Source organism: Phosphitispora fastidiosa, assembly GCF_019008365.1.
In the GTDB taxonomy this organism is placed as follows: Bacteria; Bacillota; Thermincolia; order Thermincolales; family UBA2595; genus Phosphitispora; species Phosphitispora fastidiosa.
The window spans coordinates 13,275-39,321 of sequence record NZ_JAHHUL010000009.1 but is presented as its reverse complement, the minus strand read 5'-3'; the positions used below and the strand labels follow the sequence as shown (position 1 = coordinate 39,321).

The 26,047-nt window shown below is 47.3% G+C and carries 30 protein-coding genes and 1 riboswitch; of the genes, 2 read left to right on the top strand and 28 right to left on the bottom strand.

Annotated elements, in window-relative coordinates; all coding sequences use genetic code 11:
• Window positions 1-15 precede the first annotated feature (15 nt).
• The 16 genes from cobJ to Ga0451573_RS09695 form a co-directional block, all read right to left on the bottom strand.
• Entirely contained in the window at window positions 16-705 is a 690-nt protein-coding gene (gene cobJ / locus Ga0451573_RS09770) for a precorrin-3B C(17)-methyltransferase (RefSeq protein ID WP_231683903.1), read from the bottom strand.
• A gap of 20 nt (window positions 706-725) precedes the next feature.
• Entirely contained in the window at window positions 726-1,817 is a 1,092-nt protein-coding gene (locus Ga0451573_RS09765; RefSeq protein WP_231683772.1) for a cobalt-precorrin 5A hydrolase, read from the bottom strand.
• Window positions 1,814-2,572 (bottom strand): precorrin-4 C(11)-methyltransferase, encoded by a 759-nt coding sequence (gene cobM / locus Ga0451573_RS09760; RefSeq protein ID WP_231683771.1) that lies wholly within the window; start codon window positions 2,570-2,572, stop codon window positions 1,814-1,816. The genes Ga0451573_RS09765 and cobM overlap by 4 nt, the downstream gene beginning before the upstream one ends.
• Complete coding sequence (gene cobI / locus Ga0451573_RS09755) at window positions 2,569-3,288, bottom strand: precorrin-2 C(20)-methyltransferase (protein WP_231683769.1); 720 nt, start codon at window positions 3,286-3,288, stop codon at window positions 2,569-2,571. Before cobI ends, cobM begins: the two co-directional genes overlap by 4 nt.
• A gap of 65 nt (window positions 3,289-3,353) precedes the next feature.
• Window positions 3,354-3,950, bottom strand: a complete 597-nt coding sequence (gene cbiT, locus Ga0451573_RS09750) for a precorrin-6Y C5,15-methyltransferase (decarboxylating) subunit CbiT (RefSeq protein ID WP_231683767.1) — start codon at window positions 3,948-3,950, stop codon at window positions 3,354-3,356.
• Window positions 3,943-4,569: a precorrin-6y C5,15-methyltransferase (decarboxylating) subunit CbiE gene (gene cbiE, locus Ga0451573_RS09745; RefSeq protein ID WP_231683765.1), complete on the bottom strand. Its 627-nt coding sequence runs from the start codon at window positions 4,567-4,569 to the stop codon at window positions 3,943-3,945. The genes cbiT and cbiE overlap by 8 nt, the downstream gene beginning before the upstream one ends.
• Entirely contained in the window at window positions 4,557-5,663 is a 1,107-nt protein-coding gene (gene cbiD, locus Ga0451573_RS09740; RefSeq protein WP_231683763.1) for a cobalt-precorrin-5B (C(1))-methyltransferase CbiD, read from the bottom strand. Before cbiD ends, cbiE begins: the two co-directional genes overlap by 13 nt.
• Complete coding sequence (locus tag Ga0451573_RS09735; RefSeq protein WP_231683762.1) at window positions 5,653-6,504, bottom strand: energy-coupling factor ABC transporter ATP-binding protein; 852 nt, start codon at window positions 6,502-6,504, stop codon at window positions 5,653-5,655. Before Ga0451573_RS09735 ends, cbiD begins: the two co-directional genes overlap by 11 nt.
• 24 nt (window positions 6,505-6,528) lie before the next feature.
• Window positions 6,529-7,254 (bottom strand): cobalt ECF transporter T component CbiQ, encoded by a 726-nt coding sequence (gene cbiQ, locus Ga0451573_RS09730; protein ID WP_231683760.1) that lies wholly within the window; start codon window positions 7,252-7,254, stop codon window positions 6,529-6,531.
• Entirely contained in the window at window positions 7,247-7,540 is a 294-nt protein-coding gene (locus Ga0451573_RS09725) for a hypothetical protein (RefSeq protein WP_231683759.1), read from the bottom strand. Before Ga0451573_RS09725 ends, cbiQ begins: the two co-directional genes overlap by 8 nt.
• The gene (locus Ga0451573_RS09720) at window positions 7,521-8,228 is read right to left on the bottom strand and encodes an energy-coupling factor ABC transporter permease (RefSeq protein WP_231683757.1); all 708 of its coding nucleotides are present in this window, start codon (window positions 8,226-8,228) and stop codon (window positions 7,521-7,523) included. Before Ga0451573_RS09720 ends, Ga0451573_RS09725 begins: the two co-directional genes overlap by 20 nt.
• A 166-nt stretch (window positions 8,229-8,394) precedes the next feature.
• Window positions 8,395-8,576, bottom strand: a riboswitch (cobalamin riboswitch).
• Window positions 8,577-8,645: 69 nt separating this feature from the next.
• Entirely contained in the window at window positions 8,646-9,395 is a 750-nt protein-coding gene (locus tag Ga0451573_RS09715) for an ATP-binding protein (RefSeq protein ID WP_231683755.1), read from the bottom strand.
• A gap of 15 nt (window positions 9,396-9,410) precedes the next feature.
• The gene (locus Ga0451573_RS09710; protein WP_231683753.1) at window positions 9,411-10,205 is read right to left on the bottom strand and encodes a DnaD domain protein; all 795 of its coding nucleotides are present in this window, start codon (window positions 10,203-10,205) and stop codon (window positions 9,411-9,413) included.
• Between the two features lie 36 nt (window positions 10,206-10,241).
• A complete protein-coding gene (locus Ga0451573_RS09705; protein ID WP_231683747.1) occupies window positions 10,242-11,300 on the bottom strand; it encodes an HD-GYP domain-containing protein in 1,059 nt (352 codons plus the stop codon).
• Between the two features lie 123 nt (window positions 11,301-11,423).
• Window positions 11,424-12,275, bottom strand: coding sequence for a histidinol-phosphatase (locus Ga0451573_RS09700; RefSeq protein WP_231683902.1), 852 nt, complete (start codon window positions 12,273-12,275; stop codon window positions 11,424-11,426).
• A gap of 12 nt (window positions 12,276-12,287) precedes the next feature.
• Window positions 12,288-13,025 carry an N-acetylmuramoyl-L-alanine amidase family protein gene (locus tag Ga0451573_RS09695; RefSeq protein WP_231683746.1) on the bottom strand — a complete coding sequence of 246 codons (738 nt, stop codon included), beginning with the start codon at window positions 13,023-13,025 and terminating at the stop codon, window positions 12,288-12,290.
• A 323-nt stretch (window positions 13,026-13,348) separates the two neighbouring features.
• Between Ga0451573_RS09695 and Ga0451573_RS09690 the strand changes: the two genes are divergently transcribed.
• Window positions 13,349-13,558 carry a hypothetical protein gene (locus Ga0451573_RS09690; protein ID WP_231683745.1) on the top strand — a complete coding sequence of 70 codons (210 nt, stop codon included), beginning with the start codon at window positions 13,349-13,351 and terminating at the stop codon, window positions 13,556-13,558.
• A gap of 55 nt (window positions 13,559-13,613) precedes the next feature.
• Here Ga0451573_RS09690 and Ga0451573_RS09685 read toward each other — a convergent pair whose 3' ends face one another.
• The 3 genes from Ga0451573_RS09685 to Ga0451573_RS09675 all read right to left on the bottom strand — a co-directional run bounded on the left by Ga0451573_RS09685 (window position 13,614) and on the right by Ga0451573_RS09675 (window position 15,247).
• On the bottom strand, window positions 13,614-13,982 hold the full coding sequence (locus tag Ga0451573_RS09685) for a hypothetical protein (RefSeq protein WP_231683744.1): 369 nt from the start codon (window positions 13,980-13,982) through the stop codon (window positions 13,614-13,616).
• A 90-nt stretch (window positions 13,983-14,072) separates the two neighbouring features.
• Window positions 14,073-14,780 (bottom strand): HAD family hydrolase, encoded by a 708-nt coding sequence (locus Ga0451573_RS09680; RefSeq protein WP_231683742.1) that lies wholly within the window; start codon window positions 14,778-14,780, stop codon window positions 14,073-14,075.
• Between the two features lie 23 nt (window positions 14,781-14,803).
• Complete coding sequence (locus Ga0451573_RS09675) at window positions 14,804-15,247, bottom strand: zinc metalloprotease (protein WP_231683740.1); 444 nt, start codon at window positions 15,245-15,247, stop codon at window positions 14,804-14,806.
• A 115-nt stretch (window positions 15,248-15,362) separates the two neighbouring features.
• On the opposite strand from Ga0451573_RS09675, the gene Ga0451573_RS09670 reads away from it, so the two are divergent.
• The gene (locus Ga0451573_RS09670) at window positions 15,363-15,557 is read left to right on the top strand and encodes a LysM peptidoglycan-binding domain-containing protein (RefSeq protein ID WP_231683739.1); all 195 of its coding nucleotides are present in this window, start codon (window positions 15,363-15,365) and stop codon (window positions 15,555-15,557) included.
• A 106-nt stretch (window positions 15,558-15,663) separates the two neighbouring features.
• Here the strand turns inward: Ga0451573_RS09670 and Ga0451573_RS09665 are convergent, their stop codons facing one another.
• The 9 genes from Ga0451573_RS09665 to acsB all read right to left on the bottom strand — a co-directional run bounded on the left by Ga0451573_RS09665 (window position 15,664) and on the right by acsB (window position 26,035).
• Window positions 15,664-16,701, bottom strand: coding sequence for a CoB--CoM heterodisulfide reductase iron-sulfur subunit A family protein (locus Ga0451573_RS09665; RefSeq protein WP_231683738.1), 1,038 nt, complete (start codon window positions 16,699-16,701; stop codon window positions 15,664-15,666).
• Window positions 16,702-16,731: 30 nt separating this feature from the next.
• Window positions 16,732-17,649 carry a methylenetetrahydrofolate reductase gene (locus Ga0451573_RS09660; protein WP_231683737.1) on the bottom strand — a complete coding sequence of 306 codons (918 nt, stop codon included), beginning with the start codon at window positions 17,647-17,649 and terminating at the stop codon, window positions 16,732-16,734.
• Window positions 17,633-18,313: a methylenetetrahydrofolate reductase C-terminal domain-containing protein gene (locus tag Ga0451573_RS09655; protein ID WP_231683736.1), complete on the bottom strand. Its 681-nt coding sequence runs from the start codon at window positions 18,311-18,313 to the stop codon at window positions 17,633-17,635. Before Ga0451573_RS09655 ends, Ga0451573_RS09660 begins: the two co-directional genes overlap by 17 nt.
• Window positions 18,310-18,732 (bottom strand): hydrogenase iron-sulfur subunit, encoded by a 423-nt coding sequence (locus Ga0451573_RS09650; protein WP_231683734.1) that lies wholly within the window; start codon window positions 18,730-18,732, stop codon window positions 18,310-18,312. The genes Ga0451573_RS09655 and Ga0451573_RS09650 overlap by 4 nt, the downstream gene beginning before the upstream one ends.
• A gap of 2 nt (window positions 18,733-18,734) precedes the next feature.
• Window positions 18,735-20,417 (bottom strand): CoB--CoM heterodisulfide reductase iron-sulfur subunit A family protein, encoded by a 1,683-nt coding sequence (locus Ga0451573_RS09645; protein ID WP_269438201.1) that lies wholly within the window; start codon window positions 20,415-20,417, stop codon window positions 18,735-18,737.
• Window positions 20,418-20,523: 106 nt separating this feature from the next.
• Window positions 20,524-21,321, bottom strand: coding sequence for a methyltetrahydrofolate cobalamin methyltransferase (locus tag Ga0451573_RS09640; RefSeq protein WP_231683901.1), 798 nt, complete (start codon window positions 21,319-21,321; stop codon window positions 20,524-20,526).
• Window positions 21,322-21,360: 39 nt separating this feature from the next.
• Window positions 21,361-22,299, bottom strand: coding sequence for an acetyl-CoA decarbonylase/synthase complex subunit delta (locus tag Ga0451573_RS09635; RefSeq protein ID WP_231683733.1), 939 nt, complete (start codon window positions 22,297-22,299; stop codon window positions 21,361-21,363).
• Window positions 22,300-22,378: 79 nt separating this feature from the next.
• On the bottom strand, window positions 22,379-23,716 hold the full coding sequence (gene acsC, locus Ga0451573_RS09630; RefSeq protein WP_231683731.1) for an acetyl-CoA decarbonylase/synthase complex subunit gamma: 1,338 nt from the start codon (window positions 23,714-23,716) through the stop codon (window positions 22,379-22,381).
• Window positions 23,717-23,830: 114 nt separating this feature from the next.
• Entirely contained in the window at window positions 23,831-26,035 is a 2,205-nt protein-coding gene (gene acsB / locus Ga0451573_RS09625; protein WP_231683729.1) for an acetyl-CoA decarbonylase/synthase complex subunit alpha/beta, read from the bottom strand.
• Window positions 26,036-26,047 lie beyond the last annotated feature (12 nt).

Genomic DNA, 26,047 nt, shown 5'->3' with positions numbered 1-26,047 from the left:
CCTCCAGGATTAGAATCATACTTCATATCCCCTCGGAGTTATCATAAAATTATCGGTATGGTATGTTTGGCTGTTTCCTATCAGGACAACTGTAAACATATCAATAGGGTTTTCCAGGAAGTGCTCCAGGTCGGTCCTGGTGACATCTTCGCCGGAACGCTTGGCATTACGCACAATACCTACTGGAGTGGCCGGCGATCTGAATTTGAGGAATATCTCCCGGGCCTGCTTTATCTGTTCAGTCCTTTTTTTACTCATGGGGTTATACAAAATGGTTACAAAATCACCAGCAGCCGCTGCTTCCAGCCTTTTCTCAATCAGTTCCCACGGGGTCAGCAGGTCACTTAAGCTGATAACCGTAAAGTCATGCATCAGGGCAGCCCCCAAGGATGCAGCAGCCGCATTGGCGCTGGTAATGCCAGGAACAATCTCAACATCAAACCTGTCAGCCATTTCCTGTTTTTCCACCAGTTCCAGCGTTATCCCTGCCATCCCGTAAATGCCGGGATCACCACTGCTAATCATAACGACATACCTTCCGGCAGCAGCCATTTCTATCGCCAGTTGGCATCTCTCAACTTCACGGGTCATTCCTGAAGAAATGACTTCCTTTCCTTCTGTAAGGTCACCAATCAGATCAATATATGTCTTATACCCTATGATGACCTCTGCCTGTTTAATCACATTGTAAGCCCTCAGGCTCATCTGCTCCCTGTCTCCGGGTCCTATTCCGACAACGGCCAATCTCCCTCTGCCATTGCGATGGTCACTTTCCCGAACTTCTTTTTTGGCATCAGTATCACCGAAGCTTGCCCCGCGCCCAATATCGCCGCCGGTTCGCATACGCCACCAACTCCTATCTTTTGATCTACAAATTCTGAAAAGCTCAGTTCACTGGCACGAGCCCGGTGAACCTCCTGAAGCTCCGGCCTCCCGTAAAATTCTGTTGGCAGGTCCATTTCACCGGCTGCCTCCAGGAGTCCCTGTTCCTCACTTTTAATATCTATACTGGCAAGTAATTTCACCGCTGTCAGAGCCCGACCGGTCTCCTCAAGAGCCTGCAGGATAGCCTGCCTGACTTCGGCAGAGCTGACACCCTTCCGGCAGCCAATTCCTATGCAGACATTCTGGGGTCTCAGGAAGAGGGTCCCCTCCGGGAAGCTTGCAGCTGCCCGGTTAGTCACCAAGACTACCCGGTTTTCTTCCCTGCGTGATGGTGAATATTCAGCGAAATCCCTTACCGTAATATTTTCGGTTGGCGCTATATCTATCGGGAACTCTGTATAAATCACAATCTGCTGTTTATTGACAATTGCTGCATTTATTGTCTTAACCAGGTCTAAAGGTTCGGCGACAAGACCGTTCTCCGCCGCCACCATCTCAATAGCCGGCAGTCCCTGAACATCGGTTGCTGTTGTAATTACGGGATTTGCGCCAAGCAGTTGTGCTGTCTGCAGTGTTAGTGCATTAGCCCCTCCCAGGTGGCCGGAAAGGACACTGATAACGTTGTTACCCAGTTCATCCATAACCACTACTGCCGGGTCTGACCTTTTATCCCTGATGTGCGGAGCTGACAGGCGGACAACAATTCCCAGAGCCATGATACAGAGTATCCCGTCATACCTTCCAAACAGCTCTCCAAAAAGCTCCTTAAGGGGTTTACGGTAAGGCTGTCTTTTACCCGTTATTCTCAGCAGTGAAAACCTGCCGGGAAGGTAAAGGACTGTCTCATATTCGCCTGCCTCATCAAGCAGCCCGGCAATTTTCCGGGCCAGTTCGGCACCATCTCTGGTTACCGCAACTACTGCAACTTTCAACTCTTTCCCTCCCGGTAGCCATGGGAAAAGCCCGGGTCGTAAAGCTTGGATTTTTCGTACTGGCCGCGAAAAACATTACTGACTACTATCATCGCGGTCTTGGAAATCCCCGCTTCCCTGACCTTTTCCGCGATATCGGCAAGAGTCCCCCGGACAACTTTTTCATCCGGCCATGAAGCCTTCTGGACTACGGCAATGGGGGTATCCTCCGCATAGCCCTCCCGAAGCTGGGCCACCACATCACTAATTGCATGAACACTGAGGAATATACACATTGTAGCGCCATGCCGGGCCAGTTGGGCCAGTTTTTCCTTTTCAGGCACCGGGGTGCGTCCTTCCATACGGGTTAAAATCACGGTCTGGGTCACATCCGGCAGGGTGTACTCCTGCCGGAGCGCAGCCGCGGCAGCCAGAAAAGAACTGACTCCCGGGATAACTTCGAAGGATATACCCATCCCAGTCAAGGCATCCATCTGTTCCTGGATAGCCCCATAAATGGCCGGGTCACCGGTATGCACCCGGGCAATCAGTTTACCCTGGGAAACCCCCTGCTGCATCACCTCAAGTACCTCTTCCAGATCCATGGAGGCGCTGTTATGTACTTCAGCTCCTTCCCTGGCATACTTGAGTATCTCGGGATTTACCAGAGAACCGGCATATATTACGATATCAGCTTTTTCAATGGCCTTAATTCCTTTTAATGTAATCAGTTCCGGGTCCCCCGCCCCGGCTCCGATAAAATATACTTGTGTCACAGGCCTTTCCACCCCGCCTTCCTGATAATCATTATTGACATATAATCTTTTTCCTTACCCATCATACTTTCGATATCTGTGGTATAAAACTGGTCTGCATATCCGGCCCGGCTGATATATACCGCCTTACCCAACAGACCCGTCTCTTTCAGCAGACCGGTAACCTCATCATACAGGCGGTTAATTTTCATCAGGACAACATTATCATAGTCTTCCAGGGCTTTTCTGATAGACTCAATACCATAAGCAGCCGGAATAACTGCCAGCTTTTCATGAGCCTCTGTGAGGGGTTCATTGATTATTGATGAACATGCGGCAAAAGCCGTAATCCCCGGTATCGTCTCAATCTCGATATCCTGATAGTTCCGTTTAAACCGTTCCAGAAGATAGGCATAGGTACTGTAAAACATCGGATCGCCAATAGTTATGAAGGCCGCCTTTTTGCCTTCCCGCGCCTTCTCAGCCATCTGGGAAGCAGCCAGGTCCCAATGCTGCCTGAGGACTTCCTTGTCATGGGTCATCGGAAACAGGAGCTCGACAACTTCAAAATCCCGCTCAACTATGCTTTTGACAATTGACAGAGCCAGGCTGTCCTTTTCGGTCCTGGATTTGGGAATACAGAGGGTATCAACCTCCTTCAAAACCCGGTAAGCCTTTAAAGTGAGCAGTTCCGGGTCGCCGGGGCCAACTCCGATGCCATAGATTTTGCCACTCATGTTATGACTCCTTTGCACTTGATTTTGGTCTAAATTCAGACTAAGGTTCTTGATCCAAAGTCAGACTAAGGTTTTTCCCCACTGATTATAAATACCGGATTATGGCTCTTAAACATATGTATCCTGCCGAGGTCAGCGGCTTTAGCAACACTGACCTGGGTGATATCAACACCGGTAAAGCCATAGTCCTGCATTATCTTAACAGCCTCAATAAAGGTTTCCAGAACTACCGCATTTATGACCACACGCCCGCCCCGGGACAGCTTCTCAAAAACCTGCTCCATTATTTCCCGCAGGTTTCCTCCGCTCCCACCGATGAAAACCCGGTCAGGCGCCGGCAGCCCGCTGATGGCTTCCGGGGCCGTTCCCTGGATTACAGCAACATTGCCCGTTCCAAACAATTCACTGTTTTTCCTGATAAGTGACACAGCTTCGGCTTCTTTTTCAACTGCATATACAGTTCCCTTTTCCGATGTCAGGGCTGCCTCTATAGAAATTGAACCTGTGCCCGCCCCGATATCCCAAATCAGGTGGCTGTCACTAAGCCTGGCTTTGGCAATGGTGACACATCTTATTTCGGCCTTGGTCATCGGGACCTTCCCCCTGAGAAACAGTTCATCAGGTATCCCGCCGGTTTTATATTTCCATCTCCTGTCATTCATCACATATCACCACAACACAACCGGAGGTTCCCACATCTCCGGGGACATTTTCTATGGTAAACTCTCCGATATGCTCATCAGCATAGGAGAGATTTTCACACACATAAATTTTTTTCCCTTTAATCCCTTCTGCTGCCAGCATCCCGGCAATAACTGCGGGGGTCCTTGAAGGGTCGGTGAGGACAATTACCTTGGGATGTACCCGGACCAGGTCTGCAAGCCCATCTGCCCCACGCCCATGGACACTGTGAAAAGCAGCGTCATGCCAGGATATCCCCAGTCTGGCACAGGCCAGCTGGGCCGAACTGATACCTGGTGAAACCTTCAATTCAGATGCTGCAAAGTTTCTTTTCAGGTGCTCCAAAATACCGTAAAAAGCCGGGTCTCCCGATGCCAGGACAGCAATGCTGCGGTGTCGGTAACGCTCCCTGATATATCCGGCCATTTCCTGTAAATTGTTTTTTACCGGATATAGCTCCTTGCCGGTATCTTTATATAATTCCAGCAGGCGCTCTCCGCCTACCAGGATATCAGCTTCATTTATCAGTCGGGAGGCTTCGGGAGTTATGTAGTCCGGGTGGCCGGGGCCAACCCCAATTACCTGTATTAAATTGGCCACTTCATTTCCCTCCCAATCTCCAAGGCGTTTGCATCAGCCGCCAGGACCTCACCTGCCATGGTGAAAAGAACCACACCTACCCGGAGTTCCCCGAATACATGCTCCATAGCCCGGGCAGCCGCTCTGGCGGCAACCATATCCATTACCTGCATTAAGCCATTGTTCCGGAGTATCTCCAGGGCCTCTTCCGAGGTATTGGCTTCCAGCACACTTCCGATAATCCGGGGGCCTGCTCCCTGTAAGCCTGCATATGCGGCCAGGGTTTCCAGCCTGGCATCAGACACCTTATTATGAGTATGAAAACACCCTGCCGCAACCTTGGCAAGCTTACTGTGATGCCCGATCAGGATAACATTTTTGATTCCCAGTCTGACAGACTCTTTTAACATATATCCCACAAAATTACTCATTTGAACAACTGCCTCTGCCGGGATCCCCAGCTTTCCGGCAGCCCACTTTTCGCCAAGCCTGCCAGGTGTCAGGCAGATGGTTGTATACCCGTAAGCCATGGCCTGGCTTATCTGGGGCACCAGTGATTTTTTGAAGGCATCTTCAGACATCGGCTCAACTATTCCAGTTGTGCCCAGTATCGAAATGCCGCCTTCTATCCCCAGCTTGGGATTAAGGGTTTTCCTGGCTGCCGCGGCGCCGCCGGGAACACTGACTTCAATAATCACCCCTGCACCAGCGGGGATGAATTTACTTACCGCTTCTGTAATCATCTGCCGCGGTACAGGATTAATAGCCGCTTCTCCCACAGGTATCTGAAGGCCGGGCTTGGTAACTATCCCTACTCCGGGGCCCCCGGTGACAGAAACTCCCGATGTTGCGCTCTTACCGGCCTTAACCAGTATTTTGAGTCCATTGGTCACATCAGGGTCATCACCGGCGTCCTTGATTACTTCAGCAGTTATATATTCTTTTTCCGGAAAAACGTTTTCAATGGGTACGGTAATTACCCTGCCCTGTGGATTAATTATTTGGGCGGTCTCGATTACCTCGTGCCGGTACAGCATTATCACCGCAGCCTGGGCAGCCGCAGCCGCACTCGCACCGGTGGTAATCCCCGGGCGGAGTTCTCTGTCATCTCCCATAGGCATTCACATCCCCGTTTACATTAGCAAGAATCATTTTCCTGGCCTCCCCGATAGTCAGAGGCAGTTCGCCAACAGCCATATGGTCCCGTTTAGCCAGAATCTCTGCCAGGTGGGCAACTCTGGGAAGCCGCAGCTGGGCGCTTCTGACAGTTTCCTTCCGGCTGAAAACCTCTGCGGGTGTCCCTGCCAGCAGGATATGCCCCATATGAAGGATAAAAATTCTATCAGCATACAGGGGTACCAAATCAACATCATGTGTCGCCATTAAAATTGTAATTCCCTCTTTTTTATTGAGTTTTACCAGTAACTCCATTATTTCCCTGACCCCTGCCGGATCAAGTCCTGCAGTAGGCTCATCAAGAATAATAATATCAGGCTTCATCGCCAGGACTCCCGCTATTGCAGCCCTTTTTTTCTGACCGTAACTCAGGTAGTGCACAGGTTTATTTATCAGATGCGGTATTCCTACCATCTCCAGAGATTCCCTGACCCTTTGACCGACTTCATCGGAAGTCATTTTCAGGTTAATCGGACCAAAAGCCACATCATCCCCGACAGTTGGCGCAAATAGCTGGTCATTAGGGTCTTGAAACACAAAACCTATCCTTTTGTATAATTCTTCTCTGGAAAATTCCCGGAAGGGCCTGCCTTCAATTTTAATTTCACCGAGTTCAGGTTTCAGCAATCCGGTGATAACCTTAAAAAAAGTAGTTTTCCCCGACCCGTTGGGTCCCAGGAGTATGGTAAACTGCCCCCTGGGAATTTCCATCTCCACTCCCTCCAGAGCCTTAGTGCCATCACTGTATGTGTACTGCACCTGGTGTACATCAATAATCATTAATGCTTCCCCCTAAATTGACAGTCAGGCAGTCTTTTTGTATCTCTGTCCGGCGATATCTCCGTTATATCCCCTTATCTGCATGGCTGAAAAGGTATTTTCAGCCCGGTCATAGGCCCGGATAAATACCATTGCCATAAGTGTGCTGGTTGAATTCACAGCCTTCTTCCACCCTGCCGGGTTCCTCCAGTCAGGATAACCCAGCCTCATGGCCTGTGCCTGCCTGATCCGCATCCCTTCATCCCATAAAACAAAGAGATACCGGTAGGTAAGCAGCAGAATCTCAACGATTACCCTTGGAATGCGGAACCATATCAGGGCATATCCCAATTCATGTACAGGGGTAGTCAGGCTCAAACATAACAGGATGGAAACACTGCTGATAATTCTCAGCAAAACCGTAGTCCCCAGAATCAGGCCTTCCCCGTAAATTTTTATTTCCCAGCCCTGTATCTCCAGACTAAAGACCTGACTGCCCTGATGAAATAACGCCATAAAAATGAAAACCACAATTCCCAGGATAACAGGTGGCAGCATCCTGCCCACGATAATTTTAAACGGTACTCTGATAACCAACATCAATGCTGCTGTCAATGCAAATATGAAGAGCGGCAGTTTAAAGCCCGGTAGACCGACAACTGCGGCAAGGGCTAAAACTGACACCAGTACCTTTACTCTGGCATCCATTCTGGTAAAGGTGTTATCTCTCTGGGCAAAAGCATCAACCATCAAGTAAGATTCCTTAACCATCGTTCTTCCCCGCCTTTGTAACAAATATTTTGTGCCACTGGTATCCCACCACTGCTCCGGCGGCAAACCCTCCGACTGCAAATAAAAACAGCCCCAGGTTGCCTTCTATGTTTACCAGTGGTTCCTTTGCGGACACACCGGTTACCTCCTCCATTTTACTATCAACAAGGTCATCTGTCCCCTGCCACTTTTCTCCGGCTGATACTGATAGTGGGAATAACAGGAGAAACATTATTGTCAGGACAGGAATCAAATTCCGCCGTATTTCATCTCTGATTCTCTGCATTTTGGCTTTCCCCCTCACCTGTCTCCTGAAGCACACCCAGTTTTTTGAGAATGTCAGGTCTGACTTTGGCTATGTATGTGACCATGCCTCCGGTAACCACTCCTTCCAGCAGCGCTAAGGGAAGTTGGGTCGGCATAAACAGGCCCAGAAATGTCAGGAAGGCCTTAAGCATTGACTGGTCATTAATTCCCGGCATTCCCAGAGCTAATTGGAATGAAGTGGTTGAATAAACTGCCAGGTCTCCGAAAACACCGGCCAAAAATGCCGCGATTCCCAGAGACAGCCCGGCTTTCCTGCCCAGCCAGAATACTCCGAAGCCGGTCAGGGATCCGACAACCCCCATGGAAAAGACATTGGCGCCAAGTGTGGATAACCCGCCATGGGCAAAAAACAGCGCCTGCAGGAGAAGGGCCACCACTGCCAGGACCATGCTGACAAAAGGACCGACCAGAATAGCAGCCACCGGTGTCCCAGCCGGATGGGATGAAGTGCCGGTAACAGGTACCGGAATTGGCAGCAGCGATATAAAGAACACGGCTGCACTGACCAGTCCCAGCAGTGGCTTATATGCCATTACCCTTTGAGTACGCCAGGTTATGTCATAAACCCCTTTGGCAACAAAGACTGATGCTGCCCCGTACCAGGCGACTGCCCATTTTCCGACCAGAAATCCATCCTGTATATGCATTATTTCATCTCCATTTTTTCATTAAATTGTTAGAACCGGCTTTACCTAACTTAATATACACAAATACATCCGTAAAAATTAAAAATCCCAGTCTGGGTAGACTGGGAAAAGTACTGTTAACTAAAGTACTGTTTCAATGTCCACCTGCCTTTCAATCGAAGGTATAACGGTGTACCTAAGATAGGCAGGTCTCCTGACTCCAGTTCATCGTCCCCCGCGCCTTCCCGGGCATGAGCCCAGTGGCATATATTGCGGGTTTCTCCCTGTTACAGTGGCGGGACCGTGCTGGATTTGCACCAGCTTCCCTTTTCAACCCTGTTACGGGTCACCTATCTGTTAAATTTAATCATATCTAATTTTATCTTATTATAACACCTTCAAATTATTCCTTCAAGGGTTGTTCAAATATTTCGTAAATTACTTTGCATTTCCTTCTTTCTCATGTCTCCTGACAATGCGTATATCTGTCTCTACCAACAACCGGTAGACCTTGCACATTTGTATTATTCTTGAAGTGGTCCTCTCACCGAGGTGTTCCTCCAGCTCAGCCAGATCCAGGTTTGTAGTCATGACGGTTGGCAGCCTGTTATTCATCCGGTAATTGAGAATCGAGTAAATCTTGTTGGCGGTCCAGTCAGTATAATTATGTGCCCCCATATCATCCAGTACCAGGACCTCAACTTTTCTGGCAGTATCCATCAAATCCTGCTCAGTGTACTCATAGGAGCGGTCAAAGGTAGCCCTGATCTGATCCAAGAGGTCAGGAACAACCACAAACAACACCTCTTTACCACAGTCCAGAAGGGCATTGGCTATGGCACAGGCCAGAAATGTTTTGCCGCCGCCCACCGGTCCGGTCAGCAGAATACCGTCGGGAACAATGTTTTCCTTAATATCCCGGGTAAACTTCTGAGCGGCCGCAAAAGCAGCAGCAGCATTATCGTAATAGGTTCTCCCATTAATGGAATCCCGATGGTTTTTAGAATAATACCTTGAACTGAACCGGCTGAAATTGTAGTCCCGCATTTCCTTACTCATCCTGGAATTCCTGAACTTAAGTCTTATGCTCCGGTGCAGCATGCACTTACAAGGCCTGGCCGTTTCACTGTCTATAATAACAATCCCCCTGCCTTGACAGAGGGAACAATTATCCTGGTCTTTTTTCAATGATCTTCCCCCTAATTAGCTGAGGTACAAAAGCCTGAACTTATCTTTCCTCTTATCAGGACTTTCTATTTTTTTGCGGATTGGTTTCTTGGACTGCCGCTGACGGAAATTAGACTCATAGTTCAGGACATCATCAATTGTCTTTAAATTATTTTTCGTCCATTCCAGCAGAATACTGTCTATGTATTTGAAATTATGCTTGCCCAGCAAAATAGCTCGCCTCAGGGCTTCAAAAATCAATTCAGTATGTTCATTATAATCATTGAGCCAAAGGTCCACCTGTTCAATTTCCATTGGTGACAGCATGCGGCCAAATTCCTTTTCAAAACCCTTGCAGACCTTGGCAAATGAACCCGCTCTCTCTCTTCTGACTGCCCCGGTCTTGTGCTTTTGTTCGGCCAAGTTCTTCTTCATCTGCTGGTATGTATGTACCTTTTCACAGGCCCAAAACTCGGATATCTTTTCAAACAGAGGTTCATAGCAGTAAAATGGCATTACTTCATCAGTTTCGTCATCATAAAAGTTTTTAATGCTGATAATACCCTTATCTTTTAAATTTGTAAGGTCAGCCTGAATCTGAGCCCTATCTCCAGACATATAGGATTCCAACACATCAGCTGAGGGAAAATGCTGGTTTGATGCTGTCTGAAGATGCATTAGCTGGATTATCAGCATCATTTCACTGTCAGTAATTCCAATTTTCTGATAGTGTTTTAACAAAAGGTTAGGGACTCCTGTCATTCCTTCCAGTGTCAAATCAGAACCAAATGCTGCAGTTATGTTGCCTTTTCTGTCCCTGGTCTTGCTCATTGGCTTACTCCTCCGTTCGGTCAACTGACCAAAATCCTATAATATTTTCGTTATAAATAAGGTTTTTTGTTCACTGAGATCCACCTGCCTGGGGTAATCCAGGCGGTTATTAGCCTTGTCATAGAATACTTTGACGATTGGCCTTGGCGCCATTGTTTTTTGCACATTTATGACAATACCGATTTCCCCTGTACTCAGCTTAACTATGCTCCCCAGGGGATAGGCAAAAATGCTTCCCGTAAAAGCCTTAACCACTCTGGCATCAAAATAGATATTCCCCGCTCCATAGAGGAATTCCATGGCTTCATGGGGCAGGTACTTTTGTTTGTATGAAATACCTCTGGTAACATCATCATACACATCTGCAACAGCGACAATGCGTGAGAACAGGTCAATATTCTCACCGGCAACTTTGTTAATATACCCGCTGCCATCCCATCTCTCATGATGGTAAAGGGCTACCCGGGCGATACCGACATCAAATTCACTTTCCCGCAGGATTTGGTATCCGTGTTTGGTATGATCTTCAAATATCTTAGCTTCTTCAGGGGTACGGTCTTCTCTTTTGGCAATTATATCCTGGGGAACAGCTTTTTTGCCTATGTCATGGACCATGGCCGCCTTGCCCAGCTGAAGCAGCTTTTCCCTGTTCAGCTTGAAAACATCACCCATAATCAGAGAAAGGACACAGACATTAATGGAATGATCCAGGGTATCATCATCGATTGTTCTCAGGTCAAGGTAAAGATTAGCCACCTTTTCGTCTTTGACAACCTCGTCCAGAATGCCCGTGAGCGAATCATAACGGTCCTTAACACTTCCCAGGCGCTCACCAAAAATATCAGCCGGCAAAAAATGCCCTAATACCTGAAGGGCTTCTGAATGGACACGGTTTATCAGAACATCATCCGGGTCAACACTTATTGTGTTTTCGTCATTTATAAAAACCGTCAGTATCTGCATTTCCTTCAAACGTTCGATTAAGTCCCGGGTAAGTTTTGTCCCTTCAGCAAGAAGTACTCTTCCGTTTGCCGCAAACACCGTGTCTGCGAGAACCATTCCGGGTTCCAAGTTATCTGGAATAAGTTGTTTCATACCGGCCCCCCTTTGAGTCACAACTTTTCAAAAACAAGTTATTTCTGAGGTAGTTCTACAAAAAATACCAAAAATCCTCCTGCATATTAAAGATTCAATTTTGCGAATCTTTGTGGAAAAACTCTATATTTCATCGGCAAGCCTTGATTTTCGCCTTTCATAGACAGAAAATCTTATTCCAATTTTTTTTGCTGACTCCATGGCAGGATAAAGGTTTCTGCCAAGTTCACTTATCCGGTGACAATCAGAACCAATCGTAAATTTGTTGACCCCCTTTGCCACCGCCTTTATTAAAAACTGCTCCGCAGGATAAAACAAGCCCTGGTTGTACCTTGACGCAGAAGTGTTGATTTCAAGACCAGTGCCCTTTTTCACCATCAGCTCCAAAATTTCGTCTATATAACTTTGAAATACCAATGCTGTCTTTTCACCATAAAATGATGTGCCATGCCTCCGGTAGATATCCAGGTGGCCGATTACATCAAACAGCCCTGAGGCAATCGCTCCGGCAAGTGTCCCATAGTAAGCATCGGCAGCCTCCTGAAGGCTCCTGCCCCTGAAGTAGCCAGGGCCCTCTGCGGCTGAGGAAATAGCAATATGGTCCAGGCAGTGTACCGAACCGATAACAAAATCAAAGGGATACTGGGAAAGAACATCATCGATATCTCTTTCCAAGCCATGGTCAAAACCTGCCTCAAGCCCGGCTTTAACAATAAGCCCGTCCTTCAGAAACATCCCCGCACACCTGGCAATATCTTTAAAGTACCGGTCCAGCCAGGTTACCGGATGCATGGGCACAACTGTGCCACAACACCTGACAAACCAGTCAAGGTTTTTCCTAAGAGGGTCAAACTCACAGTGAGTGGTGAAACAGATTTCCCGAAATCCCAATTCCAGTGCCTTGATACAGTATTCCTCCATAGAATATGGCTCGGCATCAATGGAATAATCAGGGTGGATATGATAGTCAATCATCGTCAACCATCGTCAACCTCCTTTTGCAGCCGTTTCCGTTTGAGGTAAGGCCGGTTCTTGGTAATACCTGTCCAGGGCTTCATAAATAAGTTTGGCCACAGTACCCTTAGAGGAAACCAGCATTTCCCGGTCATGTTCATTTGTAATAAACCCTGTTTCAATGAGCACAGCGGGCATTGGATTGCCCTTGATAACCGCAAAGTTCTTCTGTTCTGCCGATCTTTTCTTAGTTCCAAGGGTATTCAGCCGGGCCTGAATTTCGGCGGCCAGATCTGCGGAAACTTCATCAGTATAAAAAACAATAGCCCCTGAAACACGTGAATCCTGATGACTGTTGGTATGAATACTTAACAGCAGATGCCCCCTCTGCTCAGCGGCAAATTCTTTTCTCTTGCGCAGGTTCGCCCACTGTTCAGCATATGTCATGTTTTCTTTAGGTACAATACCCTCACTGCCATTGCGGGTCAGCTTGACTTTAATCCCATTATCCTCTAACTGACTTTTCAGGGCCAGGGCCGTTTCCATGTTCAGGTCTGACTCCCGATACCTGCCGGAAACCGCGCCCGGGTCGGCCCCCCCATGGCCTGGGTCAATAATAACAGTTTTCCCCTGCAGCCCCGGTAAAAATATTTCCTTTTTCCACTGGAATTTGGCATACGAATCCGATGCCTGCAGCAGTCCGGCAAGCAGCATAAAAATAACTGCAAGTATAATAATTCTTTTGGATAATACGATTATCCTGAGTTTCATCAAAGTCTCTCCTTCAGATGCGTATCTCTTGTCAGTCAAATCATTTCGTTACGGTATTGGATAATTCCTTCAGAGAAATCTGTAATTAAACCTCACAATCCTTACAAATACAAGGCGAGCCAACCATTCCGGGAGGTGAAATACGACTCAATTCCAGATTCTCCTCTTCATATGAAAAATTTGGGTATTTACTTTTTTTCTCCACATTTAGGCTCTCGGAAATGACGGTGAAATATGGTGAGGTGTTGTACAAGATTTTCCTTGCAGTGCCGCCGTTATGAGTCTTGCTGCAAAGCACCGGCAACAAGTCAGGGAGTCCCCGCATGTCCGAAGATGGCGAAGGCCGCCGGGAAGTTTTGGCTCGCCAAAACGAGAGGCGGTCATCCAGTGAAAACATCCCAATGAGCCATCAAGTTCGGGGACGCTGCCTTGTTGCCGGTGGGTGGCAGCTTAGACTCATAGGCGGCACTGCGGAAAACCGGTACAATAGCTCACCATATTTCATACCCGGTCATTTCCGGAGCCAACTGTGAGAAAAAAATAAAAAGCAGTCCGGTGAAATACTTAACCGCTGCTTTTCCGGACTGTCTAATGGACTGCCTGCATAATATGGCTTCGGATTATCTCGACATCTTCCCGGCATTTACCTGCTATCCCGGGCTCATTTATGCTGTTCACAACAGCTTTTGATTCTGACAGATAATGCTCCAGAACCTTTCGTACCAGCAAAAACTCCTGCCCGTCGCGACAACTGACCGCAAAATTGCTCCCCGGGACCGGGTTATCAACTGCTATCTGAACAACCTTATCAATCAGCTTCCGTTCTTCCAAAAAAGCGTCAATATTAGCCCAACGCCCGGAATTAATAACTTCATCCGTATGCCGGCGGTAATGCCAAAAGGCGCTTGTAAGAATGTCCAGCAGACGCTCCGAATCGGGGCTGCAGATTACCTTCATATGAACACCTCTCCATATCAGGCCATTTCCCTACTTACTTCGACACAGGCGCATCTTATCCTTCTCATATTGATAGATTGTTTCTAATCATTATAATCCTTTAAAGATAATTCCTGCCACATCTCTGATAGAGTTTACAGAGAAAAACTCCCCTTCCGGCTCTTCCTCCTCAAAATCCCAGGTATTGTGGTGAAATACATGAATACAGTTAAAGCCGCTTTTAATGCCGGGATTGATATCTCCCTTCATGCTGTTCCCTATTACCCATGACTGCCCGGGATCAATGCTGTTTTTATCGGCAATCCCCAGGTACTCCTGGTGGGTTTTGTCAGGCACTATATACACAGCCCTGAAGTAATCCCTCAGGCCGCTTTCTTCCAACCGTTTGGTCTGTATCTCCTCATCCCCCTTTGTGGCCAGGAACAGAGGGATCTCGAGGCTGAGCTTCTCCAGGGTTTCCCGGGCTCCGGTAATTAATTCGACAGGCTGCTCAAATACCCACCAGCCGAGGTCTTCCATCCATTTTCGGGTCTTGCGGCAGAACTTCACATTAAACAGCTTTGTATAATATTCATAAGTTTCCACAAGAGCATTGGGAAAACACTGTTTGTGAAAACCGCCGCACTTAAGAACATTGTTGATGTCAAACCGGTTCAGGACCTCCAGGCATTCCCCGGCAGGAAAGCCAAGTTCCGACATTTTGGCGGCAAACTGCTCTTTGGCCTGATCATAATATATGGTTGTCTCCACCAGGGTATCATCAAAATCGATAATAGCTCCCCAAGCTTTTTGTTTCATGGCATGCTGCTCCTGCAAAATAATTATTTTCGAAATTTCTCTATACCCTTTTTTCTTTTCAGCATGTTCAGGAACTGTCTTCCGTCAGAATAAGCCGGAACAATGTTCATAATCATAAGATAGCAGTTTACCACTATCCCTGCACACCAAAAAGTTTTCAGGATGACACCCTGAGAGTATATCAGGCAGACAGCTGCCACTACTATAATTACGAGGTGAGAGACAGGCCCCGCCAGGTGCATCAGCCCTCTTTTCAGAAAATACCGGCTGGTACCCCCCGGAATCACCACATCGACAAAACCCCTTACCCCCCAGGGCGCCGACCACAAACGGTATTCCTTTATTTTAAACCCCATAACCCGTGAAGTTACCAAATGGGACAGTTCATGAACAAATGCAGAAAAATACATCCACCCAGGAATTGACACCAATAGGGTCAGTGGCATTGTAATCAACACTGGCGGCATCTGCAGTCTCTCCTGTCACTAAATAAAGTCAAGGTATTATTAAAACACACACGGACAATTTACTTCTTTTTGCCATAAAATAAACAAATGAATAAGATGTACCGGGAGGATAATTATGAGAAAAAAAAGGCAGTCCATCAAGCAGGAATGTCCGGGCCAGGTATACTGGATAATAGAACCGGGAGATACCTTCTGGAAAATTTCCCGAATAATGAATATCCCTCTTGAGGATATCCTGAAAGCCAATCCAGGTGTTGATCCCTACAACCTGCTCGTAGGAAGCAAGGTCTGTGTGCCCCTAAAAAAATAAACCAGTGATGAACACTGATTTATTGGTTACGAGGACCAACCACGAATTACGCGGATTAACGCATCCGGTGTTTAATCCGCGTCTATCCGCGGATGATCACTACTTATTATTCAGCAAGAAACTTGACTGCGGCTCCGGCAGCAGCCTTGGCCTGTTCCATACTCTGGGGAATATCTTTTGGTGACTGGCAGGTACCGGCAATAAACACACCGGTCTGTTTGGTTCCCACAGGATCAAGAACAGTGTTCTTAAAGAAGCCATGTTCATCTGTTTCCACGTTCAGTAAAAGTGCCAGCGCTTCAGTATCCTCACTGGGGGTTATAGCAGTTGACAGCACAATCAGGTCAAACTTATCCTCTATGGCCTCACCGGTCATAGAGTTGGCATACCTGACTGTCAACCTGTCATAGGGAAACCCAAATATCTTTGCAGGTATGCCCCTGACAAACTGAATCTTATCATCATCTTTTGCAGAACGGAAAAACTCATCAAAGCCCAGGCCAAAGGTCTGGAAGTCCATATAGAAAATAGTCAGCTCGGCATCAGCCAGTTCGGAACGGATCAACCTGGCCAGCTTTGAGGCATACATACAGCAAACCTTTGAACAGTAGTTATTGCCCAAAGCCAAATCCCTGCTGCCAACACATTGTATAAAGCCAATACGCTTGGCCTTGCCATATGCTGAAACCAGCGAACCCTTTTCACGCATTGCCTGTTCCAATTCCAGGGCGGTTATCACATTCTTTTCCCTGTCATAACCAAATTCACCTTTGCGGGCCGCATCAAAGGGTTTGAAGCCAGTAGCTATGATAATTGCCCCTGCCTCCAGGTCAACTGCCTTATCCTGACCTGTTTTCACCTTTACGCTATAATCACCGGACTTACCTGAAATCCCAACAACTTCACTACCACAGAAAACGGTAATCAGGGGATTTTTCTCAACATGCATTTTGGCCTGAGGTACGAGACATGCGGAACACTTGGCACAATTTTCGGTTGCCTTACAACAGTATGTGTATGCCCACCCTCCGATATCGGCAGCTTTCTCGACCAAATATACTTCAATTCCTTTGGCCGCCGCTTCCAGGGCGCTGGTCATTCCAGCAACCCCGCCACCTATCACGAGAACTTTCTGTTTTTGCAATTTGTTCCCCTCCACTAAAGGCATGTCGGTTTATACCTCCGGTCTCGGATCCAAACCGGTCCGTTTACAAATCTCAGGAACAATTTCTTCCCAAGCAATTGCCATAATATGAACACCGGCAATACCTTCCATTTTCTTGAGGTGCTCAATTTGTTCACAAGCAATATTAACACCTTCGGCTTTAACATCTTCAGCTTTATCCAGCCTGTCGATATATTCCTGGGATACCATCATTCCGGCAACATACTTGTTCATATACTTTGCAGCCTTAACAGATTTCATTGGTGTAATACCTGCCAGAATCTTGATTCTCTTATGAAGTCCCCGAGCCCTGACAAGCTCCATCCAGCGGTCAAAACGCTCCATGTCGAGAACACACTGGGTTTGAGTAAAGTCAGCTCCAGCATCGGCTTTTTTCTCCAGCCTGGTGACACGAAATTCAAAAGGATCAGCAAACGGGTTGGCAGCACATCCGATAAAAATCTTCGGCGGCTCATCCTTCATTTGTTCCCCATTGGCGAAATAGCCATTGCGCATCCCGTCAAGAATTTTAATCAACTGAATGGAGTCAACATCATAAACATTCTTTGATGTCGGATGGTTACCAAATTTCTGGTGGTCACCGGAGAGACACAGAATATTCTTCATTCCCAGAGCGGAGGCGCCCAGCACGTCACTCTGGATAGCAATCCTGTTCCGATCCCGGCAGACAATCTGAATGTTTGGCTCACAATCCTCTTCAAGAAGAATCTTACCTGCTCCAATACTGGAAAGGCGTACAATAGCTGTCTGGTTATCTGTCAGGTTGTACGATTCACAGTACCCTTTGAGCATTCTGGCATGATGACGCACTATCTCGCCATTACAGCTTTTTGGCGGTCCAATTTCACCGGTAACGGTAAAATTGCCACTTTCTAACATTCTTTCAAGTTTACTTCCCGCTTTCAAGTTCCAAGTCCTCCCTTACCAGTTTTCTAGGACCGCCATCCCTGCTGAATGACCAGTCTTTAACAGGCATAATCTCACGCAGGGAATCGACCTCACCCAAACGGGTTAAGCGGTCATGGATAAGGGCCCATGCACAATCGGTGTCCGGGGAAACCTCGCACTTGCCGTCCTGGGAACCGCCGCAGGGACCGTTGAAAATACTCTTTGAACACCTGGCAACCGGACAAATGCCGCCTGTCTTATCCAGAACACATTGTCCGCAGGCTTGGCATCTTTCAGCCCATTCGCCAACATTCAGGTTAACCCCAAGGAACTTGGTGTTAACACCGGGCCAAACAATCTTATCGGGAAACGCTTCGGCACAGGTCTGGATACCAATACCACAAGCAAGTGACAGTATTGCATCAACATCCTTGACAATGTGGCGAATCCCTTCAAGATATTCGAAGTCACACTGGCGCTCAACAGTCTGCTGAACTACCTCCAGAGGTCTTTCTTCTTTACTGCGAGCCATAGCTAACTGGGAACTCAGGAGCCCTACCTCTTTTTCTCCCCCGGCCAGGCATACGGTAACACAACCGCCACATCCGAGGACAAGCACTTTCTGATGCTTGCTTAGGAGTCCTAAAATTTCTTCAATGGGTTTTCTCTCCGCAATAATCATTTTATCACCTTCCCAGGATTTGGTCCTAACTCTCTGATTTTATCGTAAAAGTTCTGAACGATTTCAACGAACTTGTGGCCCATGTTTGCCGCCAAATAATGAATACCTACCCGCTCCGGCTCAACACCGATTTCTTTTAGAAGATTCTCTGTCTGCTTTACCCTCTGAGCTGCCCTGATGTTGCCTTTTATAAACTTACAATTCTCCTTCTGGCAGGCCATTACAATTGTACCATCTGCCTTTTCCAGAGCCTTCATAAAAAACAGGACATCGATTTTCCCGGAACAGGGAATTTTGATCAGCTCAACTTTTTCGGGATAGCCTAAAGCCAGTTCTGACGCATGTTCAGAAGCCAGCCAGCCTGAATTTTCACAGGCAAATACGATAATCTTTGGTTGAAAGTTTGCATTGGCACTCACGGCTACACCTCCATTGCTTCGAGCTGGGCAAGAACCTGGTCATCCGTGTAATCAGGCAGCTGGATGGCTTTGCCGGGGCACTCAGCGGCACAGATACCGCATCTCCTGCAAACCATTGGATTCATTTGAGCTGCTGATTTATACAGGTTATCAAACTGCTCGCCATGCTCAATGGTGATCGCCCCATGTGGACAACAGCGATAACAGGTGAGGCAGACAACACATTTAGAAGCATCAACATACGGCTGGGTAAGTTCAACTGAAACCTTATCAGCATAAAGTTTACGGAAGATTTCCTCGGCTACTGCCCTGGCTGATATTTGAATATCAATGACAAAACCGGGGGTCTGACAACTGCCTACCAGGTATATACCGTCTCTGGATGTCATCTCAGGAAGAATATGAGCATTATCAATACTGAAAAATGATTTGGGTCCTAAATCAATGCGAAGGACTTTTGCGAGGTCTTCTGTTCCGTCAGCAGGTACCAGTTCTTCGGGGAGTATAATGTAATCTGATGTGATAGTAAACGGTCCGGGTATCTTACCTCTAATGAAGGGATCCTCATAATTAATTATTATTTCACCATTATTTGCGGTTATCTCAATACCTTCATCAAACTTAAAGAAATTTACCCCTACGTCTCTGGCTTCGGTGTACATCTTCTCCCAGTTATCGCCGCCAACCTTGATGTTTGTGTAGAACACGTTTACTGTGGCATTAAATTTCTTGCGCAGAAGCAGCGCATTTTTGATTGCTATCACAAAGGAAAGGTTATACTCCTCTGTGGTCTTGCCGATAACCAGAGAAATGTTTTTCCCGGTAAAATCTTTTCCATCTGCAAGCAGCCGCTCCAGTTTCATCTGTCCGATAACATTGTCAGCAATGCTGAGACCATATTTCACCGGACAGTAGATTGTCTGGACCCCGGTGGCAACCACGATTGCGCCAACTTCAACCGGTGTTTCCGAATCCCCCTTAACCAGCCAGGCCGTATAGCCCCCGATGTTTCCATCAAGGTCACCGAGCCTGGTTCCTGTCCTCACTTCAATGGATGGATTGGAAGTTACTGCTTTCACTTTTTCATCCAAGAGTTCGGCAGGGTTGCGGTCAACACCAATGATTGAATTAACTCTGGCCAATCTACCGCCTAACTTGTCTTCTTTTTCAGCAAGGATTACTTTATGTCCCCTTGCTGCTGCCTGCAGCGCCGTTTCCATTCCGGCCAGCCCTCCACCCAGTACCAGCACAGTCCGGTTAACTGAGTAATCTCCACAGGATATCTCTTCAAGTTTACCTGCCCTGGCTATGCCCATTTTAGCTAATTCTAAGGCTTTAGCCGCTGACTGGGCAGATTTGCCATGAACACTGGAGCACTCTTCAAGGAGATTGACCATAGACAACAGGTGGGGGTTAACCCCTGCTTTTTGCAGGACCTCTTTAAAAAACCCTTCTTCCTTTGCCCTGGCACAACCAATCACCACAACCCGGTTGAGCTGGTTCTTGGTAATTTCCTTACAGATTAGCTCTCCTTCAAGATGAGCACATAGGTTCTGACTGTCTCTGACATACTCTACCTGTGGGAGTTTCTTGATTTCGGAGGTGATCTGTCCGTAGTCTATCTTTTCTGTAATTTTACCATTACAACTACAGAAAAAGACGCCAATTCGAGTATTATTTTCCATGAGTCTCCTCCTACATAGAGAAGTTAATTGGGGAGAGCCTCAAATGAAGCTCTCCACCAGAATACACCAAGAACTGTTTTGTGTAAAGACCTTTTTGTGAATGCTGTTACTTTTGCCTGAAAATCTTCAGGTAGGAGTCACAGTAGATGGACTGGTTAAGGATGATAGTTGCTGTAGCAGCAGTATCTACCAGATCGTCATCACATGCATCCATAACAGCTGAATCCAGGCCGCACACCATAGCCATAGCCAAGAATGTCTTATTAATCAGCGGACGGTTGGGGGCTTTCTGAGAAATATTACTCAACCCAACAGTTGTCTTGGGAGACGGATTGGACAGAAGTTTAACCTGGCGAAGAGCTTCCAGGCACTCCGGACCGTGCTCCTGAGCAACATTGACCGGCAGAACCAATGGGTCAATATAGAGATCCACTGGAGAAATACCGTAAGCATCAGCATTGGCAACAAGTTCCATTGCCAGTGCGGTACGGTCTTCGGCGCTCTTGGGAACTCCCTTTTCATTCATTGCCAAACCGACAATGGCGGCGTTATAATTGGCAGCCATCGGGAAAAGGGCGTCCATTTTAGCCTGTTCAGCAGTTGTCGAGTTGATCAGGGCCTTGCCTTTATGAACCTTAAGGCCTTCCTCAATTGCATCCCAGTTGGTTGTATCAATACAGCAGGGAAGGTCAACAGCCTCCTGAGCTGTTTTTACCAGCCAAGCCATAATTTCTGCCTGTTCAGATTTCTTGGCAACAGGTCCGGTATTTATATCCAGCCAAAATGCACCGGCTTCGGCCTGCTTAACAGCCCAGTCACGGACAGGCTTGGGGTCCTTGTTAGCAATTGCATCACGGATATCGTAAAATAATCCGTTAATTCTTTCACCTATAATCTCAAACATCACTAACTAACCTCCTTTATTTGGTTTTTGCCTTACTAATTAGTAAGCATTGGATTTCATAGCTTCATCCACGAATGCATTAAATTTCTTAATAGATTCTGGATGGCGCATGATAAAGATGTTTGCTCCGGCTATTGCAAATGTGGTAGCAGTGGTTACTTCCCACAGAATAGCCCGGTCACCCTGCGGACCCCATTCGGGTGCGTCTGCATCTTTAGCTTCTTTTGCCTTCCAAGCTTCCTGACCGATGAAGGCAACTATCGGAGTAGCCAGTGTCTTGTCACCGGTAAGGGCTCCCATACGGGCACGTTCCATAATGGAATATGCGTACTCAATACCGTAACCGAGTGCACCAACCAGTGGGTCAAAGGCAATCCGGTCAAGAGGAAGACCCATTTCATTAATTAAGATGTTCAACTGCTTGCAAAGGTTGATATCCAGCGGTGAAGATGCAATTACATAATGTCCATAGCCATTAGCAGCAGCAGTAATAGATTTGTAGTTATTGGCAGTAACACAGCCAATAAGCGCTTTTTTACCTTCAAGAGCCTCGGCGACTACAGGCAGGATTTCTCCATCCTTCTCCTCAACGCCGCAGCCGATTACAATCAGAGGGACATCGATTGCATCAGCAACTGCCTTGGCAGTTTTGGCTACATCCTGAGCGCTGGCATTGTTCCAGTCCGGATGAGCGCTCATCAGCCTTAAAGCAACCATGTCGGCCCCATATTCAACAACCTTCTTAGCCCATGCCACAGGGTCAGTAATTACATCGGCAAAGGCTTCCCTTAACATGTCAGGGTAATCCTTTGGCTCTGTATCAAAAACTTCCAAAGCAGTAACAGGGCGATTTGGAATTTCACCTTCGAACTGCAGGAAGGGCAGTGTAGTTTCTCCACCAACTTTTATACCTTGAGAACCATATGCCTCTTCGGCAACTTTACTGGTCCATCTTTCTTTTGCTATAGTAACAGCCATTTCTTACGCTCCTTTCATGATCTCGTAATTTCCTTTTTCCAGCAGTGATATCAATCAGTATTATGCTGCAAGCACTAAATTACTGATTCCATTGCTGCTTGAAAAAGCTATTAATACCGGCAGACTCACGAGGTCCTACGAGAACTTCGCAACCGGTAAGCTCTGCTGTTTGTCCGCTCAGAACTGCTACACCACCGGGGATAATAACCTTGTTGTGGTTAACTTTGTCCATGATACCAAGCTTCTTGATAGTATCAGCAATGCTCTCAGGTGAGAATTTACCTGCTGCCCATGCTGTAAGTACAGAAATACCGTCAGTATCAACCGGAACAATGTAAGCAGGCATACGTGCCGCTTCAGTATCACCGGCAATACAGAAATAACTGAGTGAGAAGTTTGTGGTAATAAGCACAGGTGCATCCTTACCCGGATCAAGAATTTCGTAAATCTTGGACTCAACGGCAATCGGTTTCTGCGGGTCGGTGTAGATGTTCAGACGCAGAGTAATAACCGGAAGGATATGCTCGGGTTCAGCGCTGTTAACAACAACGATACCGGCGTACTTAGCTACATATGTACTAGCATACAGTGATTCCATAACCGCATCATCATTGTTGGCAAAAGCTATTGTAGGATACCCAAACGGACGGAACAGTTTAAGAGCCTGCCTCCTGATTTGAGTCTGGTCTGCAATAACCTTGGAAAGCTCGCGAGCCCCGGAATCAAGAATAAGATTCTTGTAACCAAGTGCAGCAATTTTTTCCACGGTTTCAGCAAGACTATTCAAATCAGAACCTTTAACTACGAGAGGAGCTTCATATTTTTTAGCCAAGGCCACCATAGCCTCATAGTTCCCGGCATCAGCGGCATTCACTACCGGCTTGTTGACGCCGGCAATTTCAAGGGCTTTTTCCATAGCTGCAGCATCACCGGAGGTAAGTAACAGCGGATATGCTGTGTTATCCTGGACAAGTTTAACTGTATCGGCAAACTTGGCAGCATCACCGGAATCATTGGCCACAGCAACCATGTTAACCTCATGAACCTGACCTACACGGTCAAATACCAGTTTGTTGACCTTATCGACTTTCGCTTTCACCTCATCAGCGCTCATGTTGTCACTAACCTGGATGGCGATACCTGTGGGGTGCTCAAACCTCTTGTCATGGCGGAACATAACGGTTTCATTACCAAGCTCGAAAGCCTTTTCGCCCACGCCAATTTTAACCAACGCTACTGGAGGTGCAGAAGCCGAATCAAGTGCCTCACGAGCAGCATCACTTACGTAAGGACAAGCATCCAGACCCGCCTTACCGGCAGCCAGCTGCATGGCAAATGCCAGACAAGTCGGCTGACCACATTCTTTACAGTTCTTCTTGGGCAGTTGTTTAAAAATCTCTAATCCTGTTAAACCCATTCTCCAATCTCCTTTCCCTACTGTATTGGTTGTATTTTTATATATGTGGTTGATACAACCGCTTTTTTGCGGCTGTATCAACCAATCTTAATACTGCGTATAAGCTGCAACCAATTACATCAATGGATCCATTGCCAGTGCAGGGTGTCCCTTTTCTTCCAGGAATGGAAGAATCTCTTCACCGGATACACCGACACTCTCATCTGCAATCTTATCTACGAAGTCACTGCCGAGTCCGTCCTCTTCTGCTCTCTCTGTGAGAATGTCACGGAGCGCTTCCTTGAGGGCTTTCGGCATCCATACCAGGCGGCCTAAACCACCGTCTGCCTTGATGAATTTCCGGGAACCAAAGTATGCTTTACCAATTCCCATGAATCCTGGCATCTGAGCGCCACCGCCGCAGGTACCGGCCAGGGTGGAGAAGTTCATCCCACAAGGGGTCATCCCGGAGTGTTCCCGGTTAACCACCATGAAACCATTAGCTTCCGGAACCATTGTCATGATAACCTCAAAGCATCCGCAGGAAGTCATCGGGTTATCCATAATGGTGTAGAAGTTAACCGCCTCAACGGTTCTCTGGGAGTTCTGGTAAATAAACTCATTGAAGGCTTTCCACTGACCATTAACCTCGTCGATACATTCACCCTTGAGTATGGGTACGTTAGCGCCGTGCGGGTTAATCTCATATGCTGCCTTGGCATCAAGCCAGGATACAGCGCCACACAGACCTACCCGCTCAGGAGCAACCACACATACGTGAGTCGGGGCAAATGACTGGCAAAGAGTGCAGGAATAGAATTCTTCAACACCCTCATCAGTCAACTCGCGGAGACGGGCATCACGCGCATTGTACTTCTCACGGGCAAACTCACGGCGCTTGATTACTTCTGCTTCATCTGTAATCAGATCTATTTGTACCCGGTCAACGATTGCCGGGAATTCAGCCTTAAACTTGGCATAAAGCAGGGTTCCCAGGTGCTCCATGCGGAAGCCCTTGCCAAATGCATCCTTGGTAAACCGCAGCCAGTTCAAATCCCGTTGAGCAACGTGCCAGATACCCTCACCATAGTTGGTGAAATAGTGAATCCGGCGCTCCAGAACAGGCTCAAAGTCTGACTGCATCTTGCGTCCATAAATTCTGACATGGATTCCGAGAGGCAGTCTACCGCCATCTTCACCCAGTGTGTCAATATCAGGACCAATAAGTGTAATCTTACCGTCTTCGATATCGTCTCCAACCATTTCAACCAATTCGAAACCAGGAGTACGACCACCGCCAAACTCGCAGTACATGTCTCCCTTACGGACAGTCTCACCCTCAAAGGCAGGACCATGGTTGATGGGGATGTCAATATCAATGTTGGTAAGCTTGATACCACGTACTTCGAGAGCAACCTGAACAATCTTTTCATAATCTGGTTCGGAAATAAACCAGTCAGGAATCTGCTCATCTTCAGCCATGGGCTGGTCAGTAATAACCGGGAAACCGGTCCAGATGGCGCCTGCACAGGCAGCATCCTTAACAAAGTCATGCTCACCCAGATAGAGAATGAAGGCGAGAACACGACGACGCTGGTAATCTCTCTGAGCATCCCTGAGTCCGGCCTTAATCCCACCGAACATCATCCCGGCCCGGAGAGCATAGTTGGCAGCGTGCACAACCTGAGTAAAGTTACCCAGCGGGAAAGCAATATAATCAATACCCAGCTTAACGTTTTCTTCCAGCAGTTGCTCAATTATTTCATCACAGAGGAAGAGCATCAAGCCTTTACCCATCATATCAGCAACAATTTTAGCTGCTGCCTTGCTGTCCTTAGCACGGCCCACAATAACGGCCTCACCGGGAATGGTCCAGTCAACCATCTTGATACCATAGGAACGGACTACCGGGTCTGTGAGGAAACCGGTCCAGGGGGCAACATGGAGCGGTTGCTCGGGACTATAGTCGATATATCTGATAACCTCAATAATATCCGCAGCATACCAGGTTGATTCGCCGTTTAACCTGTACTGCTCGAAGGTAAGATTCTCGGTGATCTGGTTGCGCATCCTGTTCAGGACTGGAACCATGTCCCCGAGTGTCCTTACTTCTTCACCGCTCATGCAGCGGATAACAGGAACGAAGTAAGCGGTATCGGGATACCCTACGGCTTTATTCTTACCATGTTTCTGGATAGCCCGGGTTAAAAGAATTTCAGCATAACTGACTGCGGTAATAGCGCCTTTGTAAGCTCTCCTGAACATTTTAACAGGCTCTTTGCCTTCCATCGCTTTATCCGCATCTGCATATATCTGATCAAAGTTGAGTTCTTCTGACATTCTTGTTCCTCC

Excerpts from the sequence above, each read along its gene's own strand:
- Ga0451573_RS09700 (WP_231683902.1), bottom strand. The coding sequence starts at position 12,275 with ATGATTGACTATCATATCCACCCTGATTATTCCATTGATGCCGAGCCA.
- cbiQ (WP_231683760.1), bottom strand. The coding sequence starts at position 7,254 with ATGGTTAAGGAATCTTACTTGATGGTTGATGCTTTTGCCCAGAGAGAT.
- Ga0451573_RS09685 (WP_231683744.1), bottom strand. The coding sequence starts at position 13,982 with ATGAAGGTAATCTGCAGCCCCGATTCGGAGCGTCTGCTGGACATTCTT.
- Ga0451573_RS09640 (WP_231683901.1), bottom strand. The coding sequence starts at position 21,321 with ATGTTTGAGATTATAGGTGAAAGAATTAACGGATTATTTTACGATATC.
- Ga0451573_RS09725 (WP_231683759.1), bottom strand. The coding sequence starts at position 7,540 with ATGCAGAGAATCAGAGATGAAATACGGCGGAATTTGATTCCTGTCCTG.
- Ga0451573_RS09670 (WP_231683739.1), top strand. The coding sequence starts at position 15,363 with ATGAGAAAAAAAAGGCAGTCCATCAAGCAGGAATGTCCGGGCCAGGTA.
- cobJ (WP_231683903.1), bottom strand. The coding sequence starts at position 705 with ATGAGCCTGAGGGCTTACAATGTGATTAAACAGGCAGAGGTCATCATA.
- Ga0451573_RS09635 (WP_231683733.1), bottom strand. The coding sequence starts at position 22,299 with ATGGCTGTTACTATAGCAAAAGAAAGATGGACCAGTAAAGTTGCCGAA.
- Ga0451573_RS09690 (WP_231683745.1), top strand. The coding sequence starts at position 13,349 with ATGTCCGAAGATGGCGAAGGCCGCCGGGAAGTTTTGGCTCGCCAAAAC.
- Ga0451573_RS09735 (WP_231683762.1), bottom strand. The coding sequence starts at position 6,504 with ATGATTATTGATGTACACCAGGTGCAGTACACATACAGTGATGGCACT.
- Ga0451573_RS09705 (WP_231683747.1), bottom strand. The coding sequence starts at position 11,300 with ATGAAACAACTTATTCCAGATAACTTGGAACCCGGAATGGTTCTCGCA.
- acsB (WP_231683729.1), bottom strand. The coding sequence starts at position 26,035 with ATGTCAGAAGAACTCAACTTTGATCAGATATATGCAGATGCGGATAAA.
- cbiD (WP_231683763.1), bottom strand. The coding sequence starts at position 5,663 with ATGGGAGATGACAGAGAACTCCGCCCGGGGATTACCACCGGTGCGAGT.
- acsC (WP_231683731.1), bottom strand. The coding sequence starts at position 23,716 with ATGGGTTTAACAGGATTAGAGATTTTTAAACAACTGCCCAAGAAGAAC.
- Ga0451573_RS09655 (WP_231683736.1), bottom strand. The coding sequence starts at position 18,313 with ATGATTATTGCGGAGAGAAAACCCATTGAAGAAATTTTAGGACTCCTA.
- Ga0451573_RS09720 (WP_231683757.1), bottom strand. The coding sequence starts at position 8,228 with ATGCATATACAGGATGGATTTCTGGTCGGAAAATGGGCAGTCGCCTGG.
- cobI (WP_231683769.1), bottom strand. The coding sequence starts at position 3,288 with ATGAGTGGCAAAATCTATGGCATCGGAGTTGGCCCCGGCGACCCGGAA.
- Ga0451573_RS09695 (WP_231683746.1), bottom strand. The coding sequence starts at position 13,025 with ATGAAACTCAGGATAATCGTATTATCCAAAAGAATTATTATACTTGCA.
- Ga0451573_RS09645 (WP_269438201.1), bottom strand. The coding sequence starts at position 20,417 with ATGGAAAATAATACTCGAATTGGCGTCTTTTTCTGTAGTTGTAATGGT.
- Ga0451573_RS09675 (WP_231683740.1), bottom strand. The coding sequence starts at position 15,247 with ATGCCGCCAGTGTTGATTACAATGCCACTGACCCTATTGGTGTCAATT.
- cbiT (WP_231683767.1), bottom strand. The coding sequence starts at position 3,950 with ATGAATGACAGGAGATGGAAATATAAAACCGGCGGGATACCTGATGAA.
- Ga0451573_RS09680 (WP_231683742.1), bottom strand. The coding sequence starts at position 14,780 with ATGAAACAAAAAGCTTGGGGAGCTATTATCGATTTTGATGATACCCTG.
- Ga0451573_RS09710 (WP_231683753.1), bottom strand. The coding sequence starts at position 10,205 with ATGAGCAAGACCAGGGACAGAAAAGGCAACATAACTGCAGCATTTGGT.